The 17,317-nt window shown below is 48.1% G+C and carries 16 protein-coding genes, 1 tRNA gene and 1 pseudogene; 12 read left to right on the plus strand and 6 right to left on the minus strand.

From position 1 onward, the window contains the following. The first annotated feature begins 239 nt into the window (after window positions 1-239). Entirely contained in the window at window positions 240-464 is a 225-nt protein-coding gene (locus tag HYR79_01040; GenBank protein ID MBI1820274.1) for a hypothetical protein, read from the plus strand. Then, window positions 406-1,425, plus strand: a pseudogene (locus tag HYR79_01045) (fatty acid desaturase). The gene HYR79_01040 and the pseudogene HYR79_01045 overlap by 59 nt, the downstream one beginning before the upstream one ends. 70 nt (window positions 1,426-1,495) lie before the next feature. On the opposite strand, the gene HYR79_01050 reads toward HYR79_01045, so the two are convergent. The 5 genes from HYR79_01050 to HYR79_01070 form a co-directional block, all read right to left on the minus strand. After that, entirely contained in the window at window positions 1,496-3,037 is a 1,542-nt protein-coding gene (locus HYR79_01050; GenBank protein ID MBI1820275.1) for a mercuric reductase, read from the minus strand. Between the two features lie 79 nt (window positions 3,038-3,116). Continuing rightward, window positions 3,117-3,776, minus strand: coding sequence for a TVP38/TMEM64 family protein (locus HYR79_01055; GenBank protein ID MBI1820276.1), 660 nt, complete (start codon window positions 3,774-3,776; stop codon window positions 3,117-3,119). A 79-nt stretch (window positions 3,777-3,855) separates the two neighbouring features. Beyond that, window positions 3,856-4,617 carry a DUF3047 domain-containing protein gene (locus HYR79_01060; protein ID MBI1820277.1) on the minus strand — a complete coding sequence of 254 codons (762 nt, stop codon included), beginning with the start codon at window positions 4,615-4,617 and terminating at the stop codon, window positions 3,856-3,858. Next, a complete protein-coding gene (locus HYR79_01065; protein MBI1820278.1) occupies window positions 4,614-5,417 on the minus strand; it encodes a patatin-like phospholipase family protein in 804 nt (267 codons plus the stop codon). The genes HYR79_01060 and HYR79_01065 overlap by 4 nt, the downstream gene beginning before the upstream one ends. A 66-nt stretch (window positions 5,418-5,483) precedes the next feature. Then, window positions 5,484-6,401 carry a pirin family protein gene (locus HYR79_01070; GenBank protein ID MBI1820279.1) on the minus strand — a complete coding sequence of 306 codons (918 nt, stop codon included), beginning with the start codon at window positions 6,399-6,401 and terminating at the stop codon, window positions 5,484-5,486. A 364-nt stretch (window positions 6,402-6,765) separates the two neighbouring features. Between HYR79_01070 and HYR79_01075 the strand changes: the two genes are divergently transcribed. The 3 genes from HYR79_01075 to HYR79_01085 all read left to right on the plus strand — a co-directional run bounded on the left by HYR79_01075 (window position 6,766) and on the right by HYR79_01085 (window position 8,518). Beyond that, complete coding sequence (locus HYR79_01075) at window positions 6,766-7,107, plus strand: metalloregulator ArsR/SmtB family transcription factor (protein MBI1820280.1); 342 nt, start codon at window positions 6,766-6,768, stop codon at window positions 7,105-7,107. 257 nt (window positions 7,108-7,364) lie between these two features. Beyond that, window positions 7,365-8,051 (plus strand): MIP family channel protein, encoded by a 687-nt coding sequence (locus tag HYR79_01080; protein MBI1820281.1) that lies wholly within the window; start codon window positions 7,365-7,367, stop codon window positions 8,049-8,051. Next, window positions 8,048-8,518: an arsenate reductase ArsC gene (locus HYR79_01085; protein MBI1820282.1), complete on the plus strand. Its 471-nt coding sequence runs from the start codon at window positions 8,048-8,050 to the stop codon at window positions 8,516-8,518. The genes HYR79_01080 and HYR79_01085 overlap by 4 nt, the downstream gene beginning before the upstream one ends. Before the next feature lie 4 nt (window positions 8,519-8,522). On the opposite strand, the gene HYR79_01090 is transcribed toward HYR79_01085, so the two are convergent. Beyond that, complete coding sequence (locus tag HYR79_01090; protein MBI1820283.1) at window positions 8,523-11,084, minus strand: cation-translocating P-type ATPase; 2,562 nt, start codon at window positions 11,082-11,084, stop codon at window positions 8,523-8,525. Between the two features lie 383 nt (window positions 11,085-11,467). On the opposite strand from HYR79_01090, the gene HYR79_01095 reads away from it, so the two are divergent. The 7 genes from HYR79_01095 to HYR79_01125 all read left to right on the plus strand — a co-directional run. Further along, the gene (locus HYR79_01095; protein ID MBI1820284.1) at window positions 11,468-12,010 is read left to right on the plus strand and encodes a hypothetical protein; all 543 of its coding nucleotides are present in this window, start codon (window positions 11,468-11,470) and stop codon (window positions 12,008-12,010) included. Between the two features lie 15 nt (window positions 12,011-12,025). Beyond that, window positions 12,026-12,415 carry a CBS domain-containing protein gene (locus HYR79_01100; GenBank protein ID MBI1820285.1) on the plus strand — a complete coding sequence of 130 codons (390 nt, stop codon included), beginning with the start codon at window positions 12,026-12,028 and terminating at the stop codon, window positions 12,413-12,415. 96 nt (window positions 12,416-12,511) lie between these two features. After that, window positions 12,512-13,099, plus strand: a complete 588-nt coding sequence (gene pyrE / locus HYR79_01105; protein ID MBI1820286.1) for an orotate phosphoribosyltransferase — start codon at window positions 12,512-12,514, stop codon at window positions 13,097-13,099. 67 nt (window positions 13,100-13,166) lie between these two features. Beyond that, a tRNA-Val gene (locus HYR79_01110) sits at window positions 13,167-13,238 on the plus strand. A 317-nt stretch (window positions 13,239-13,555) separates the two neighbouring features. Continuing rightward, the gene (locus HYR79_01115; GenBank protein MBI1820287.1) at window positions 13,556-13,852 is read left to right on the plus strand and encodes a DUF1778 domain-containing protein; all 297 of its coding nucleotides are present in this window, start codon (window positions 13,556-13,558) and stop codon (window positions 13,850-13,852) included. Window positions 13,853-13,926: 74 nt separating this feature from the next. Next, window positions 13,927-14,379, plus strand: a complete 453-nt coding sequence (locus HYR79_01120; protein ID MBI1820288.1) for a GNAT family N-acetyltransferase — start codon at window positions 13,927-13,929, stop codon at window positions 14,377-14,379. 344 nt (window positions 14,380-14,723) lie between these two features. Further along, on the plus strand, window positions 14,724-17,317 hold a 2,594-nt coding region (locus HYR79_01125), incomplete at its 3' end, for a DEAD/DEAH box helicase (GenBank protein MBI1820289.1).

Consider the following 17,317-nt stretch of genomic DNA (forward strand, 5'->3'; position numbering starts at 1 on the left):
AAGAACAGAGTTAGAAAGCTGTCATTGCGAACAAAGTGAAGCAATCTCAAGACTTTACGATAAGATTGCCACGCACCCTTCGGTGCTCGCAATGACATGATTAATAAGTGGGTGCGAAGTCTATCGCTGGTCTTGGGACAATTTTCCTGATATGAAAAATTAAACTAACGTGGTAGAATTAAAAAGATATCCCTGCGTCCTTATTTACAGGAAAGCTTAAAAAAGGGAAACATTAAAACATGAACACTTCGATTGAAACCAAGAAAAAGGCCTCAAGGATTTCCGAATTCTACTGGCTTAACGGCATATTTTTAATCCTGACCCCGCTGGTCTCTCTGATAGGGATTCCCCTCCATCTTTCGATCGTGGGTTTTTCCTGGGCTAACCTGATTTTATTCGCGTTTTTTTTTTGCGGCAACAGGGCTATCGATCACCGGGGGATATCACAGACTCTTCTCACATAAATCGTACGAAGCCCATCCGGTAATCAGGGGGTTTTTTCTGCTATTTGGAGCGGCCGCTTTTCAAAAATCCGCGGTCAAATGGTGCTCTGATCATAGAGACCATCATCGTTACGTAGACCAGTTGAATGATCCTTATAGTATTCAAAAAGGGTTTTTTTACGCCCATATCGGCTGGGTCTTCTTAAAAGATCGCGAAAACTCATTTGACAACGTCCGGGATCTACGTGAAGATCCTCTCGTTTTTTGGCAGCATCGGCATTACTTTCCGATCGCGGTTTTCATGGGATTCGTCCTCCCCTTCCTTCTCGGATTTTTATTTAATGATCCATGGGGAGGGTTGCTCTGGGGCGGATTTGTCCGGACAGTCCTTGTTCACCACTCAACTTTTCTCATCAACTCTCTCAGTCACTATATCGGGAAACAGCCTTATTCCCTGAAAAACTCTTCGAGAGACAATATGTTTACCGCGCTCCTCACCTTCGGAGAAGGGTATCATAATTATCACCATCAATTTCAATATGATTACCGGAATGGAATTCGATGGTATCAATGGGATCCGACCAAGTGGCTGATCAAATCGCTTGAATGGGTCCGGTTTGTCAAAAGGTTAAAAAAGGCTCCTGACGAACATATTTTCAAGGCCAAAATTTTGGTTCAGCGGGAAAGACTGATCAAAAAAATGGATGTCTCCTCGAAAAAACTTCCGGACGCGCTTGAGCAAAAACTCAACCTCGCGCAGGAAAAACTTCTCCTTGCCAGGGTCCGGTGGAATCAAATGAAACTGGAATACAAAGCCGTCAAGAGCTCCATGGATAACAAGCGGATCGAAATCCTAAAGAAATTAGGAGACGATTTACTTTCTTCCAAAACACAGCTTAAGGAAGCCTACGCTGTATGGAATAGTTTAATTGTTGAGTTCTATAATGTCTATGTAAAACCTTCTACAACAGCTTCCTATTAAACCTTAAGAAAAGTCCTCCATTTACCCCTTTTTTATTCCGGGAGGAGCCTTAGGCGTCATTTTGTTCGTTTTATCGGGTCCAGGAAAACAACGTTTTCAGGAGCTTTTTCTTTTTCCCGGTAAAGCCGCTTTTACGCCATGCAATCGCAACCTTTTTAATGACCTCCGCCTGGGTGGGATAGGGATAAATCGTTTGGCTGATGGTTTTCAGGCCTGCCCCCGCCTTCATCGCCAGGGTTATTTCGCTAATCAGGTCCCCCGCATGGGCCGCTACGATGGTGGCGCCCAAAATCCTGTCCGTTCCCTTTTTTATAAGGATTTTAGCAAATCCCTGATCTTCACCATCGAGGATCGCCCGATCGACTTCCCCCATTTTAAAACTAAAAGTCTCAACGGGAATCCCCTTTTCCTTCGCATCGGTTTCATACAACCCAACATGGGCGATCTCCGGATCCGTATAGGTACACCAGGGTATAATCAATGAGCCGGTGCTGGCGTACCCTAAGCCAAAGGGATGGGGAAAAAGAGCATTTTGAATTAAAATCTGGGAAGTCGCATCGGCGGTATGGGTGAATTTGTACCCGAAACAGATGTCCCCGGAGGCGAATATACGGGGATTAGAGGTCTGAAGCCTGTCATCGACCTTGACTCCGAGTTTTAGGTCATACGCCACTCCAGCCTTCTCCAGGTTCAATTCCTCGACGTTCGGCAACCGCCCCACCCCCAACAGAATCTCATCGACCACCACATTCTTTTTCGCTCCGTCTGCCTCATAATAAATGATTTTTTCGTTTCCCCGGGTTTCGATCTGGATGATCTCGGATTCAAAAACAAAAGTAACACCTTCTTTCCTCATCCGGGTATAAACGATTTCGGCGGCATCAGCGTCTTCTCGCAAGAGAATCTTTTTGGCCTGCTCCAGAATAACCACTTTGCTTCCAAAACGGGCAAACGCTTGCGCCAATTCGCATCCTATCGGACCTGCGCCAATGACCGCCAACCGCGGAGGAAGGCCGGTAAGCGAAAAAACGGTTTCGTTGGTCAAACAACCGGCTTCTTTTAAACCTGGAATAGGAAGAAGGGCCGCCCGTGCGCCGGTACAAATGGCGGCTTTGGAAAATCTTAAGGTTTTGCCACCCACTTCAACAGAATCCGGGCCTTGAAACCGTCCCTCACCAATAAAAACATCCACCCCCATGTTTTGATAACGATGGGCCGAATCGTTTTCGCTTATCCGGGACCTCAATTTCCTCATTCTGGCCATTACCGCCGGAAAGTCATTTTTGAACCCGCCGTCCGCTAAAACTCCATACTCCACGCTATTTTTAACTTCCGCCCAGACTCTCGAAGCGCGAAGGAGCGCTTTAGACGGGACACAACCCACGTTCAAACAGTCTCCCCCCATTAAATGACGTTCGATCAATGCCACTTTAGCCCCCAGAGCTGACGCGATCGCCGCGGTAACAAGCCCTGCTGTTCCGGCGCCAATGACCACAAGATTATATTTTCCAACAGGGGTTGGATTAATCCATTGAGGCGGATGGACATTACGGATTAAGACTTCATTGTATGGGTCATTTGGAAGGATTGTTCCAGGTTCTAGATTTTCCATACGCTCCTTGAATTTAAATTTCATTTTCGAATTTAAATTTCATTTTCCAGGGTCTTGTTCCGACTCCGGCAAAAGGAAATCAGCGTTGCGCCCGTTTACGATAAACCATCGGAATAATCGTCACCAGGGCCAATAAAATCAGGCCAAAAAGAAGCTCTTTTGAAATTTTTCCTTTCACGATCTCCAGAAGGGAACTGCTAAAAATGACATAAGCCGCCGTTGCCGGGAGCATACAGAGCCAGGAGGTCAGGAGATATTCGAAAAATTTAATCCGGGTTAACCCAAAGGCATAATTAAGGAGGTTATAAGGAAAAATCGGAATCAGGCGGGTAATCGCGACATAAACCCAGCCCTTTTCCTCCACGCCCTTATCAACAGCCTGAAATTTTGGACCCAGAAGATTGCTGATTTGTTGACGCGCAAAATACCGGGAAATTAAAAATGCCAGACCCGCCCCAAGTGTCGATCCGATTGAAGCGTAGACGGTTCCCCAGATGGGTCCAAAAATAACCCCTCCGGCTACCGTAATCGGAAGACCGGGTAAAAACAGGGAGGGGGCTGTCATAAAAACACCGACATAAATCAAAGGGCCCAAAACGCCGAAACCCTGAACCCAGGTTTGCAGCCGTTCCGGGTCTAAATAACCTCTCAACCCTGTTTGATTGACAAAGATTCCGATAACGGTCAGGGCGCCGATAAACGAAAGAAGCTTTAAAAAGCTTTTTGTGCGGTTTTTCAATGGTCAGCTCGTTTGTTTTAGGCCTTCGCCTGTTTTCCCAACTCGAGATCTTCTTTAAACAATCTCCCCCATCCCAAACTCATTTTACCGGTTTCGACTTTTTGATCAAGAGATTCGAATAATAGGCTATGGCTTCTTCCTGAGTATTATCTGTGTCGGTCATCACCGCAACGCCGAGAAGCGGCGGCGGTTTTTCGCCGAAAAATTTTTGATAGTCCTCCTCGATGTCCCGCTCTTCACATCTCCACTGGCCCACATACTCCGCTCCGCTTTCCACAGCCACCATTTCAGCCCTGTCGGTATAGGGATTTGGAATTGAATTTCCTTTTGGAAGAAAATTCGCCCAGACATAATTTATCGCGGATTTGGGCGGATACTCGCCATAAATCATTTTTATCGCGCCAAATTTTGTCCGTTCCCAAAAGGTTGCTTTTTCGGGATCATATTTAAAGGTTACATAGATCCGGGCGGCATAATCATCGCCCTCCTTTTTAGTTTCATTTCCCTTTTTAAGGATTCGATTAATTTTCCAGCACCATGAAATACTGGAATAAGTTCCCGGGTCCAGTTCAAGGGGGATATAAAGACCGGACGCGGATTGATGGCTTTCGGCCTTGATCATTAAACGTCCCTCCTCGCGGACCAGGGTATACCGGGTGTGCCGGGAAATCTTGGAAAAGGTAAGAGGCTTCCACCCTTTTGGATAACCCTCCTCCCCCTCCTGGTCTGGTATTAACCGGATCGTTTCTCCGATTTCAGAGGGGAACGACAGGGTGATGATAGAGAGCAATAAAAACACGGCTATGGTAAAGCGCGTCAGGATTGCGTGAAATTGTTTCAAGACTTCCCGATTTCCCGGGCCAGAAATTCCTTTGAAAATGTATAGGCCTTCTCCATCAGGATTTGGCTATGCCGGAAATCCAGAAGATCAATATTAAGCCCAAAGGCAGGTTCCATGACGATGAGTCTAGCCTTTGAACCGTATTGCCGGATATCGCACATCGTTTTACGGTCTAACGCGATGCTAAACGCCCGGGTGAGAATTTTCAACAATCCATGGACCGGCCTGTCAGAAGGGGTACAACAGTTATACTGCATGGTGAGAATAGTGGTCGCCCCTTCGTTTACGGCTACTTCCAACGGGACATTTTCTGTCACGGCGCCATCCACGAGCTGGTAGCCCTGACACGTTTGCGGTGGAAAAATTCCGGGCATCGCGGTGCTGGCCATCAGGGCATCGACCAGATTTCCCATACGAACGTATAACGGCTGACCGGTTTGAAAATTGGTGCAGGGGACAATCAACGGCGTTTTAAGTTCCTCAAAGGTCTCCACGGGCAAATAACGCTCCAAAAATCCTCTAAAACGGTAATGGTCATAAAGACTGTCTGCCTTGAAGAATTTCCAGAGGTTCTCCCAGTTAAAACCATAGAGATCGGATGTTTTAAGGTTCCGCCACAAGGCCGCGACCTCCGCCGGAGGAACACCGGAGGCAATAAAGGCGCCGTTGACCGCGCCGATAGAGGTCCCGACAATGAAATCCACCTTCATCCCCAGTTCATTTATGGCCTGGTAAAGCCCTACATCGATGGCTCCTTTACTCCCCCCGCCGCTTAGAACCAGAGCAATCTTTTCACTCATATTTTTTTACCTTTGATTGTAAATTTTCCTGATGTTTTCAGAGAAACGCCCATAAAGGGACGAAAACTATTTGGCTTTTTGCTTTATAAAAGTCTTGTTTTGATATTCCTCAAAGGCAACTTGCAATTCCTCCTGCGTGTTCATGACAATCGGCCCGTACCACGCAACCGGCTCCCCGATCGGCATGCCTGAAATCAGAAGAAAACGGACCGGTTCATCCTCCGTATTAATCTCAATTTGGTCTCCCTGTGATTCGTAGAGAACCAGATTTTCGGCGCCGATCTTCCCCTTTTTTTTAACCTCGTTATCGTTTGAACCGACCACTTCTATGGCGCCCGCGTTATCCGTTGGGTCAAAATAGCCCTTTCCCGCCAAAACATAGGTGAAAACGGTATGTCCGGACTTGACGGGATGAGTAAAAGAGGTTCGGGAAGGGACCGAAACATCGAGATATTCCGGATCGATGACGATGTCTTTGACAGGTCCGGAGGTCCCGTCTACCCTTCCGCTGATGACTTTCACCGTCACGCCGGAAGAGAGTTTGACCTCCGGAATCCGGGTGCTCTTCAGGTCGCGATAGCGGGGCTCCATCATTTTATGGGCAGCCGGGAGGTTGGCCCAGAGCTGATATCCCCAAATCCGTTTGTTGTCCCCTATTTTTGGCATTTCCTGATGAAGGATGCCGCTTCCGGCCGTCATCCATTGAACGTCTCCCGAAACAATATTCCCTTTATTTCCCATGCTGTCCTCGTGCTCTACTCTCCCTTCCAAAACATAGGTAATCGTTTCGATGCCGCGGTGGGGATGCCAGGGAAAGCCGGCAAGGTATTCGGAAGGATCATTTGAATGGAAATCGTCCATTAGAAGAAAGGGGTCCAATTTGGGAACCTGGGAATTGCCAAAGGCTCTTTTGAGTTTAACCCCAGCGCCCTCCATGGTCGGCACGCTTTTCCATATCGATTTTATTTTCCTTGTTTGGGACATGGCCTTCGCCTCCTTTCAAATAAAACAACGACGGGTTCGGTTAAATTCATGAATTTAATCCCGTCTAAAGCTTAACAGAGTGTTACCCATTGTGGCAATTGGAATGGAAAGGGGGGTAATCCCCGCGAACCGGGGCTGAAGCGTTTGGGCCTCGAACCGGTTTTACCGAAGCCGCCGGATTGTCTCACCCAAGAACAGAGTTAGAAAGCTGTCATTGCGAACAAAGTGAAGCAATCTCAAGACTTTACGATAAGATTGCCACGCACCCTTCGGTGCTCGCAATGACATGATTAATAAGTGGGTGCGAAGTCTATCGCTGGTCTTGTTCATCGGACTATATTTGACCTCAAATAAAACAGGAACCATGAAAAAAACCCTCTTTCTTTTCAAAGCCCTTTCGGATGAAACACGTCTTCGAATCCTCAACCTGTTGACAGGCGGAGAAGTTTGCGTCTGCCACCTGACCGAAGCTCTTCAGGTCGGCCAATCGAAGGTGTCACGGCATTTGTCCTATCTTAAAAACGCCGGATGGGTGGAGGATCGAAGGGATGGGCTTTGGGTTTACTACCGTCTTGTGCCAGCCAAAACTCATTTTCATCGTAAAGAAATGGAAGCTCTGACGCTCTGTTTTCAAGAAAACAAATCCTTCCGGCAGGATATTAAAACGCTTCGTCGAATATTGAAAAGTAATGGCCTTTGCGAATGAGCGCGAGAACCAGGGGCCGGGCGGAACCCTAGAACAGCGATAGAAAGTTGTCATTGCGAGCGAAGCGAAGCAATCTCGCCATCGTGAACCAAGATCGCCACGCACCCTGCGGGCGCTCGCGATGACAGGCAAAACAAGGAGTTACAAATCCTATCTCTGTTCCTGGGTAAGTGGGTGCGAAGTCTATCGCTGGTCTTGGGCGGAACCTTTTTCTTGACAATTATATCTGTCTAAGCGTATATACAGATTTAATGTCGATGCCTGTTCACACGCGCGAATCGTTAAGATCCTGTCTTGCGGAATTTACCGGAACCTTTTTTCTGGTTTTGGCCGGTTGCGGCGCGCTGGTCATCGACCAAATCGTACCCGGACAGATTACCCATGTCGGGATAGCCCTGACCTTCGGACTGGCTGTCATGGCAATGATCTACGCGACAGGGCATCTTTCGGGGGCCCATCTTAATCCTGCCGTGACCCTGGGTTTTGCATTTTGCCGGCATTTCGCATGGAAAAAGATTTTGCCGTATTGGCTGGCCCAGATTTTGGGGGCCCTTGCCGCCGCGCTGGTGTTGAAAGGTTTATTCGGTAACGTCGGCCATCTTGGAACCACGCTTCCGCAGTACGGCCTCTGGCAAACCTTTTTTCTCGAATTTTTCCTCACTTTTTTTCTGATGTTTGTCATTATGGCGGTCGCCACCGATTCCCGCGCGGTTGGTGAGGCGGCGGCCATCGCAATTGGAGGAACCGTCGGAATGGAAGCCCTCTTTGCAGGCCCGATTTCCGGGGCTTCGATGAATCCGGCCCGGTCTTTGGGACCCGCTCTGGTTTCAGGCACTCTTGAACATCTCTGGGTCTATCTTCTCGCGCCATTGACGGGAGCGGTCCTGGGGGCTTTTTTCTATCAGCTGATTAAGGGGGATCATCAACCTAAAAGATTCTCATGAAAATACAGGGTTCTGACACGCAAAAGAAAAAGAAAGTTTTATTTATCTGTACAGGTAATTCCGCCCGCAGCCAGATGGCTGAAGGGCTGACCCGGCATCTGAGCAAAGGCTCGGTCGAAGTCCATAGCGCCGGGCTAGAGCCAAAGGGGCTTAACCCTTATGCCATTAAGGTCATGGATGAAATAGGAATTAATATTCGAGATCAAAAATCAAAAGAGATTTACCCGGCCCTCTTGAATCAGGCCGATTTGATCGTTACGGTTTGCGGCAACGCCGAGGAACGTTGCCCCGTCACCCCGCCCGGCATCCAACGGCTCCACTGGCCTCTGCCCGATCCGGCGAAAGCCACAGGATCAGAATCAGAGATTTCTTCCCGGTTTCGCGGGGTCAGAGATGAAATACGAAAAAGGATCGAGTCCCTCCTCAAGGAGCCCGGGTTCGACGATGTCAAGAGGCGCCAGCCTTAATGATTCAAGACCCTTTCTTTCTGGCGCGATCTTTCAAAAACTTAAGGGCTTCAACCCAGAGAGCGCTCCCCCCGCCCAGCAGGAAGCAGAGGGTCATTTCAAGAAAAGAAAGAGGGGCAAACTTAAACAGCCCGCGCAATCCGGGAAGATAGAGAGCCAGGCCGAGAAAAATCAGGGTCCCTCCAAAAATCCACCAGAGAGCGGAGTTTGGCTTTTTCAAGGCCGCCCAGAGGGGGCTGGTCAAAGAACGATTGGTTAAAATCTGCGCAAGATTGGAAATAATTAAAGTTGTAAAAGCCAGCGCCCGGGCATGCCTCTCTCCTAACCCGTAAGACAGGGCAATACCAAATATTCCCAAAACGATTCCTAAAACAATCACGCCTTGCAACAACAGAAACATCAGCGTTTTTCGTCTAAAAAGGGGTTCGTCCGGATCGCGAGGGGGGCGTTTCATCACATCACCTTCCTCCTCTTCGGCTTCAAAAACAATCGAACACGCCGGATCGATAATAAATTCCATAAAGACGATATGAATCGGCATAAACATGACGGGCCAGCCGAATATCAACGGTAGAAGAGACATCCCGGCAATCGGGACATGCACGGCAAGGAGGTAGGACATCGCTTTCTGCAAATTATCATGAATGCGCCGGCCGAGCCTTACGGCATGGACAATCGAGGTAAAATCGTCGTCCAGGAGAACAAGCGAAGACGCCTCACGGGCCACGTCGGTCCCGCGCTTCCCCATGGCAATACCGATATGGGCCCCTTTGAGCGCCGGCGCGTCATTAACACCGTCTCCCGTCATGGCCACCACCTGGCCATTCATCTTAAAGGCGTTGACGATTCTTAATTTTTGTTCAGGCGCGACCCGGGCGAATATGTTCGTTGTTTTAACGCCATGGCTCAATTCAGTTTCGGTGAGCGACTCCAGATCGCTCCCGGTAAGAATATTTTCGGCGGGGACAAGGCCGGCCTGACGGGCAATGGCCCGTGCCGTAATGGGGTAATCTCCCGTCATCATCACCACCCGAATCCCGGCCGAATAACATTCCTTTATCGCGGCGGGCACCGTCGACCGAAGAGGATCAGCCAGGCCAAGAAGCCCCACGAATTCAAAATTAAAATCATGCTGGAGAGAAGGCCATTGATTTCCCTGGAAGGAGGCTTTAGCGACGCCCAGAACGCGTAATCCCTCGGCGGCCATGGCGGTTGCCTGCCGGGCCAGGTCCGCTTGCCTGGTTTCAGTCAAATGGCAAAGATCGGCGATGGCTTCCGGCGCCCCTTTCGTTGCCACGACAAATTCTTCCCCGTCTGACGCTTTCCAGACATGGGACATGGCCATCAAAGCGGGTTCAAGGGCGTATTCATGTACAAGCGTCCAGTCGCTATGCAGATGTTCCGTCTGAACAAGGTATCGTTTTCCCAATTCCTGGAACGCTTTTTCCATCGGATCGAAAGGATTAATTTCGCTCGCAAGGATGCTGAATTCCAATAATGAATGAAAATTTTCCGGCAGGCGTTCAGAGTCATGGCTCTGAACGGGGTAAACGGCGCTGCCGGAAAAGAGCTTTTTCACCTCCATCCGGTTTTGAGTCAGCGTGCCGGTCTTATCCACACAGAGGACCATGGCCGAACCCAGCGCTTCAATCGCGGAGGGGCGCCGGGTCAAAACCCGCTGCCTGGAAATGCGCCACGCCCCGAGAGCCAGAAAAACGGTTAAGACAACCGGAAACTCTTCCGGAAGAATGGCCATCGCCAGCGTCAGTCCGTTCAGGATACCTTCCAGCCACCCGCCTCTGATCAGTCCAAAAATGAGAACGACCAATCCGCACGAGAGAAGACCCAATACAGCAACGGTCCGCACCAACCGACCGGTCTCCTGCTGCAAGGGGGTTTTCCCCAAGCTCTGTTTTTGCAGCACCTTGCCGATTCGGCCCAACTCGCTGTTTGGCCCCGTTGCGAGAACTTCGGCCACTCCCCTTCCTTGAACCACGAGAGAACCGGAATAGAGAAAAGAAGAGCCTTCCCCCCCTGGACGCTCCATAACGCTCTTTTTTTCATCTGGAAACTTTCGAACCGGAACAGACTCTCCAGTTAACAGGGATTCATCGACCATCAGGCCTTTGCTGGAAAGAATGACGGCATCGGCTGGCACCCGGTCTCCTTCCTCAACCACGAGAAAATCTCCTCTCACCACTTCACGGCCCGCAACCCGAACCGGTTTGCCATCCCGGACGATAAGGGCTCGCGGGCTGGAAAGGTCTCGCAGAGCTTCCAGAACCCGTTCAACCTTTTGTTCCTGGTAAAGCGTTATGCCGATGATTCCGAATATAGAAACGAGCAGAGTAAACGCCCCAGCTAAATCACCCAGAACGATATAAACCGTACCCGCGGCCAATAGGAGGAGAAACATCGGTTCCTTGAGTACTCCCAGGAGAAGGGCCCAAAGGTCACGGGAGCGGTCTGCAGGGAGTTCGTTGTACCCTTCTTCTTTGAGCCTGCGCGTTGCTTCCTGTTCTGAAAGTCCCTGAATTGACTGAAGCTCTAAATGGGTTGGTTTAATCACTCATTCCTCGTGAAAGAATCTACAAAAGTAATTAAGAAGGTCGCCTGCGGCCACTATAGTTGAAATATCCCCCAAAATTCAAGAACACTCCTAAAGTAAAGATACCACACGAAATGTCTAACTTTTTATGACCGTCTAACTCTTTTGACGGTTTTTAAGATTTTAGAATGTCTTGTTTTTTAAAGGATTTCCTATTTTATCTGTCCAGTAAATTATACAAGTTTCAAGATTTTATGAGACTTGAACGGGTTATGGGTCAAAAACAAAAACATACCTGATTGAAAGTATTGATTAATTTTTATTTTTGGGCGTGCCTCTTAACCCATAAATAATGGCATAGCCTTTGCTCTCTTTCTTTAGTTAAGAAGGAGGTAAAAAAAATGGGACATAAAAATAGTATTAGACATAGGGTTCCTCAGCCTATAAGAGGAACGGCACCTAAAATTTCGGACCCCTATCTCCCAAGGGAAGGAATGCCGGAACCGGCAAAGTGTAAGATCTGTCAGTCGGTCTATCACCATAAACGATGGTACGCAAAAGATGACCCGTTTGCTCTTCAAGCCCAAAATGAACCGATGGAACTAACCGTTTGTCCGGCTTGCCGAAAGGCCAAAGATCATTTTCCGGGAGGCGTCGTAACTTTACGCGGAGGATACCTGGTCGCCCATAAGGATCAAATTCTCCATTTGATTCGAAATGAAGAAACAAGGGCAAAAAAGGATAATCCCCTCGAGGTAATTTTCTCTGTGAAAGATATGGGAAACAGGATCGAGATTCATACCACGAATGAGAAGCTTGCCCAAAGAATTGGTAAAGAAATCCATCGGGCCTTTAAAGGAGAGGTTAGTTATCACTGGACACACGACCTTCCCCATGATAAATTTGTCCGGGTCGAGTGGCACCGGGAAGCTGAAAAAGAATAAAAAGGAGGATTACCGATGATAAAAATCAAACAGATCATGACAAAAAACCCCGTAAAGGTTGAGGCACAAAAAACGGTACGGGAAGTTATAAACCTGATGGCTGAAAAAAAATTGGGGAGCCTCCTGATCCGTAAAGGGGATGACATTGTGGGAATTATCGAGGAAGCGGATATTATTCGAAAAGTCCTCGGAAAAGATTTAAATCCTTATGTCACCAAGGTGGAGGATGTCATGTCTGTTCCTTTTGTCATTGATCAGGAAAAGACCGATAACGAGGCCAGCGATATGATGTTTCAAAATCATGTGAGGCATCTTGCCGTAACGGAAGATTCTAAAATTATCGGCATCGTGTCTATGTACGATTTAATTAGACCGGTATACGGAGGGAAAACCTTCTGGACCTGATCGGTTTTTTTTAATTCTCCGGTCTCATGCTCCCTGAAGTAAAAGGGGAAGATTCCTTGTAAATCATTTCCCGATGTGATAAAAACTTCCCTGAAAATGGATCTCCTTATCGCCCGAAAAAGACTTTTAGAAATACTGGTCAAAGAGTCGTTCCAATATTCCGAAACAGCCCTTTTTAAGCTGGTTTCCGGAAAAATGAGTCAATTCTACATCAACTGTAAAAAAACCACCTACAATGCCGAAGCCATGAACCTTATCGGAGAGATCCTTTTTGAAAAGGTTTCCCGGTTAAATGTCGATGGGATTGGCGGATTGACCCTTGGGGCAGATCCGATTGCGTTTTCCGTTTCGATGATCAGTTTTCAAAAAGGAAGACCAATCGATTCCTTCGTGATCCGGAAAAAGCCAAAGGAACATGGACTAAAAAATTCGATAGAAGGGAACCTCGAAAAAATTCATAAGGTGGTCATTATAGAGGATGTTGTAACGACGGGTCAAAGTACCGTCGAAGCGATAACCAGGGCCAAAGAGGCGAACCTGGAAATCGTTAAGGTCATCTCTCTGGTTGACCGTGAAGAAGGGGGGAAAGAAGAGATTTTAAAATGGGTGCTAAATTTTGAGGCAATTTTTACCAAATCAGAGCTCTTTTCCTGTTATTCTTCCAAAAAAATCCCCGTAAAATAATTTAGGATGATTTTTTCTTTCCTTGCAGGTAAAATAAGAAAAGTTTAAACCAAAAAGCATTGATAAAGGGCGATTAGCTCAGCGGTAGAGCGCTGCCTTCACACGGCAGAGGTCGCAGGTTCGAGACCTGCATCGCCTATCATCATACATCAGGGGCCTTCGAGCAATTCACTCTCAATGCCCCCGAACCCCGCGTTCCGCTCGGTCTAACTACGACCATTCCCAAGTCCGTCACTGGCAAAGCCAGTTGCTTCTCTTTTTTCAAGCAGTTACACGATCTGCCTCTCCCTTTTTACCCTCAGGTTATGACCAAAGTATGACCAAGAACATCAACGCCATGCCGTAAACTCTTTCATAATAATAACCCAAAAGAAACAGGGACATCCTCCGGCCAGAAATGTATTGATAGTGTCTATACATTAGTGTATAGTTATTGTATATACAAAGGAGAATAACATGGCTTTCATACCCAACGACCACCATTCCACTTCCACGCGAGATGTGGTGCTCTCCATCCGCGCGCGCTCGAACCAGCGCGAGCTAATTGACAAGGCAGCGGAGGCCATCGGCAAAAACCGCTCTGATTTTATGCTCGAAGCGTCTTGCCGCGAAGCGGAAAACGTATTGCTGGACCGTCGCTACTTCACATTGAGCGAGGAGCAATTCAAGGCGTTTACGGCGCTTCTGGATTCTCCTCCTAAAACGAACGCGAAGCTTCGCAAGCTTCTCGCAGAGAAAGCTCCCTGGGAGTGACCGGCAGCGATAAAATAACCGGGAAAGCGCGGCTTGGCGCTCCTGAACCGCTTGGCCCTGAACATGATCTCCTCATGTTCAGTTCAGGGGAAGCTGACCTCGATAACTGGCTCAAGAATCGCGCGCTTAAAAATGAGGGAAGCGGGGCGTCCCGAACCTACGTTGTTTGCACAACAGAACGCAAGATCGTCGGCTATTACTGTCTCGCCACAGGAGCCTTGGCCGTGGCGCAAGCTCCCGGGAAAGTCAGACGCAATATGCCCGATCCCATTCCCGTGATGATCATTGGCCGTCTTGCTGTCCATAAGGAATGGCACGGCCAGGGCCTTGGCCGGTCTCTTTTGGCCAATGCGCTTCAGCGTATTCTGCAAGCGGCAGAAATCGCCGGAATACGCGCAGTCCTTGTTCATGCGATCTCCGGAAAGGCAAAGGCATTCTACGAGAAGTGCGGCTTCTTCCCGTCGCCGGTTGATCCCATGATCCTTATGGTCACCCTCGCGGAAGTAAAAGCTATACTGAGTCCTTAAAATTGATAGAACCGGTACCACAATTAGGGATGGAAAATAACCCTCACCCGGAAACATCTCTTTTGGCTGGGCTAAAAGTCTAAGATTTGATATCTCGAGGGAACAAGTTTTTCATTATTCAAAAAATGGGTCAAAATCAGGTAATGACTCCCAACAAGGAATTTCTTAATCAATTTTCCTTCCGCCTCTATTCTGATAAGATAATCCTCGATTCATGACATGATAATGGGCAAAAGCCTATTCAATTCGTAAAGGACGCAGGTCATGCTGAAAAATCAAATTAAACTTATCATAAACCAAGACCGGACCCGTTTACTTGGGTTGAAAAAAATTGGATCGGGTTAATGCCAGGCATTTTAGTTTCACCCCATCATAGGCTTTATCTTAAGGGGGAAGATCTTGACCAATTTAAGGAATTAGAAAGCGCTTTCAGAAGAAGCTCAGGCCACGGATTACTCTATCTCGATATTGCCGAAGGGGAATTTTCTGAAGAATATTCTTTCGCTTATTGGAAGGATTTTTCACGCCTCTACCTGTCGCTGTTTTCCGCAACACCCAATCTTGACCGGCACGATCTGAACCAGGACCCCATTGAGATCGAATTGCCCAGGGAGGATTTGGAACGGTTTTTGTTAACCGTTCCCCCCATAAAAGGGGCGGAATATGTTGATCAGGAATGTCTTTTGACTCTCTGGAGAGAACTGGAGGCGGCTCTTCGAATTGAAATTAAAGAATTTGGGAAAGACATTGCTTCATTTTTTTCCTCAAGGCATTCAGGCTGGAACCTCCTTGGGCGAGTCTGTTTTCATCTGGCGGAAAACAAAAATTCAGAGGAAAGGCCGTTTGCTTTTCTTGCGACGTATGCAAACCAGGTATCCAGGGATGGCAGGTCCCAGCATTTGCCGTTGAGCAGGGCGCTTGAAGACTATTCGGGGGAAAAACAGAAAAATATTTTGCTGCGGTTATTGGCCCCCATTCAGAAAGCCTCTCAGGAAAGCGGGTTCCTGAAAGAGCGTGTTGATTCTGGAGAGCTGTTTCACACGCTGGCATGGACTGCCGCAGAGACCTATCAATTTCTCAAGGATATTCCGCTTTTTGAAAAAGCCGGCGTTGTTGTTAAGGTCCCCAATTGGTGGAGATCAAAACAGCCCGGCAGACCTCAGATCGCAGTCCGTCTTGGAGAAAAGCAGGCTCAAGGGATCGGTTTTGACGCGCTGATTGATTTTTCCATGTCTGTGGTGTTGGGCGAAGAACAATTAAGTGAAAAGGAGATCCAGGAGCTCCTTGAGCGAAGTGAGCATTTGGTGTTTTTCAAGGGGCAATGGGTTGAGGTAGATCAAGAAAAACTCAAGGACCTCCTCACAAAGTGGAGAACAGTGGCCAAACAGGTCAAAGACGGCGGAGTGACTTTTGCCGAGGGACTTCGTTGGCTTTCAGGAATGGATGGCGTCGGATCGATTCTAGAGGGTCCTCAAGATTCTCCCGTTTTAACTCGCATCATCTCGGGAAAGTGGCTGCAGGAGATGCTGGATCAAATGAAGCGTCCTGAAGCCAGCCGCGAGATTGACCAGATTCTTAGTAAAAATCTGAAGACCAGATTGAGACCCTACCAGAATCAAGGGGTCACATGGCTGAATCTGCTCCATCACCTTCGGTTGGGAGCCATTCTCGCTGACGACATGGGGTTGGGAAAAACCGTTCAGGTGATTTCCCTCCTCTTGTTGAAACAAGGGAAACAAAAGGCAGAGGACCCCGCTACCCTTTTAATTGTCCCCGCTTCGTTAATCGGCAACTGGAAATCAGAAATTGATCGATTTGCTCCTTCCTTAAAATATTGGATTGCCCACCCGTCTGCCGATGGGACAAGAAAACCTGTCCGCTTTGACCCAGATCTTTTTATCACGACCTACGGTTCGGTCGCACGGCTTCCATGGCTTTCAGAGCAGAACTGGGGCCTAGTGATTCTGGATGAAGCGCAAGCCATTAAAAATCCCGCAGCCAAACAGACCCGGGCGCTAAAGACTTTAAAGAGCAGCCACAGGCTGGCCTTAACCGGGACTCCCGTCGAGAATCATTTGTCAGATCTCTGGTCGCTTTTTGATTTTGTTTCCCCCGGTCTTCTTGGATCATCAAAGGAGTTTGAAAGTTTCATTAAAAGAGGAAACGGAAGCGGAGAAAGCCCTTATGCCTCTTTACGGTCTCTGGTGAGCCCTTATATCTTAAGACGGCTGAAGACCGATAAGAGTATCATCAGCGATCTGCCCGACAAAACCGAAATTAAAACCTATTGCCCGTTATCCAAAGCCCAGGTGGCTTTGTACCAGAAGTCGGTTGAGTCTTTGGCCCGGGAGATCCAAAACAGTGAAGGGATCAAGCGCCGTGGAATCATCCTCTCCTATCTGATGAGATTTAAACAAATCTGCAATCACCCTTCGCAATTTGTTAAAACCTCTGGTTTCCCAGAAGGCGAAAGCGGCAAGTTCTTAAGACTCAGAGAACTCTGCGAGGTTATTTTCGAAAAGCAGGAAAAGGTACTGGTTTTTACCCAGTTTAAAGAAATGACTGAACCTCTTTCACGATTTTTAGAGAGTCTTTTTCACCGCCCTGGTCTTGTCCTGCATGGCGGAATTCAGGTCAAAAAACGGATGGAGCTGGTCGATAAGTTTCAAAGAGACGATGGACCCCCGTTTTTCATTTTGTCATTGAAGGCTGGCGGCACCGGCCTTAACCTCACAGAGGCTTCGCATGTCATTCACTTCGACCGTTGGTGGAATCCCGCCGTTGAGAATCAGGCGACAGACCGGGCATTTAGAATTGGTCAGAAACGGAAGGTTCTTGTCCACAAGTTTATTTGCAAGGGGACGTTGGAAGAAAAGATTGACGCGATGATTGAATCCAAGGTCAGCCTGTCCAGGGAAATCCTGGAGGGGGGAGAGAG

Source organism: Nitrospirota bacterium, assembly GCA_016178585.1.
Classification (GTDB): domain Bacteria; phylum Nitrospirota; class Nitrospiria; order JACQBW01; family JACQBW01; genus JACOTA01.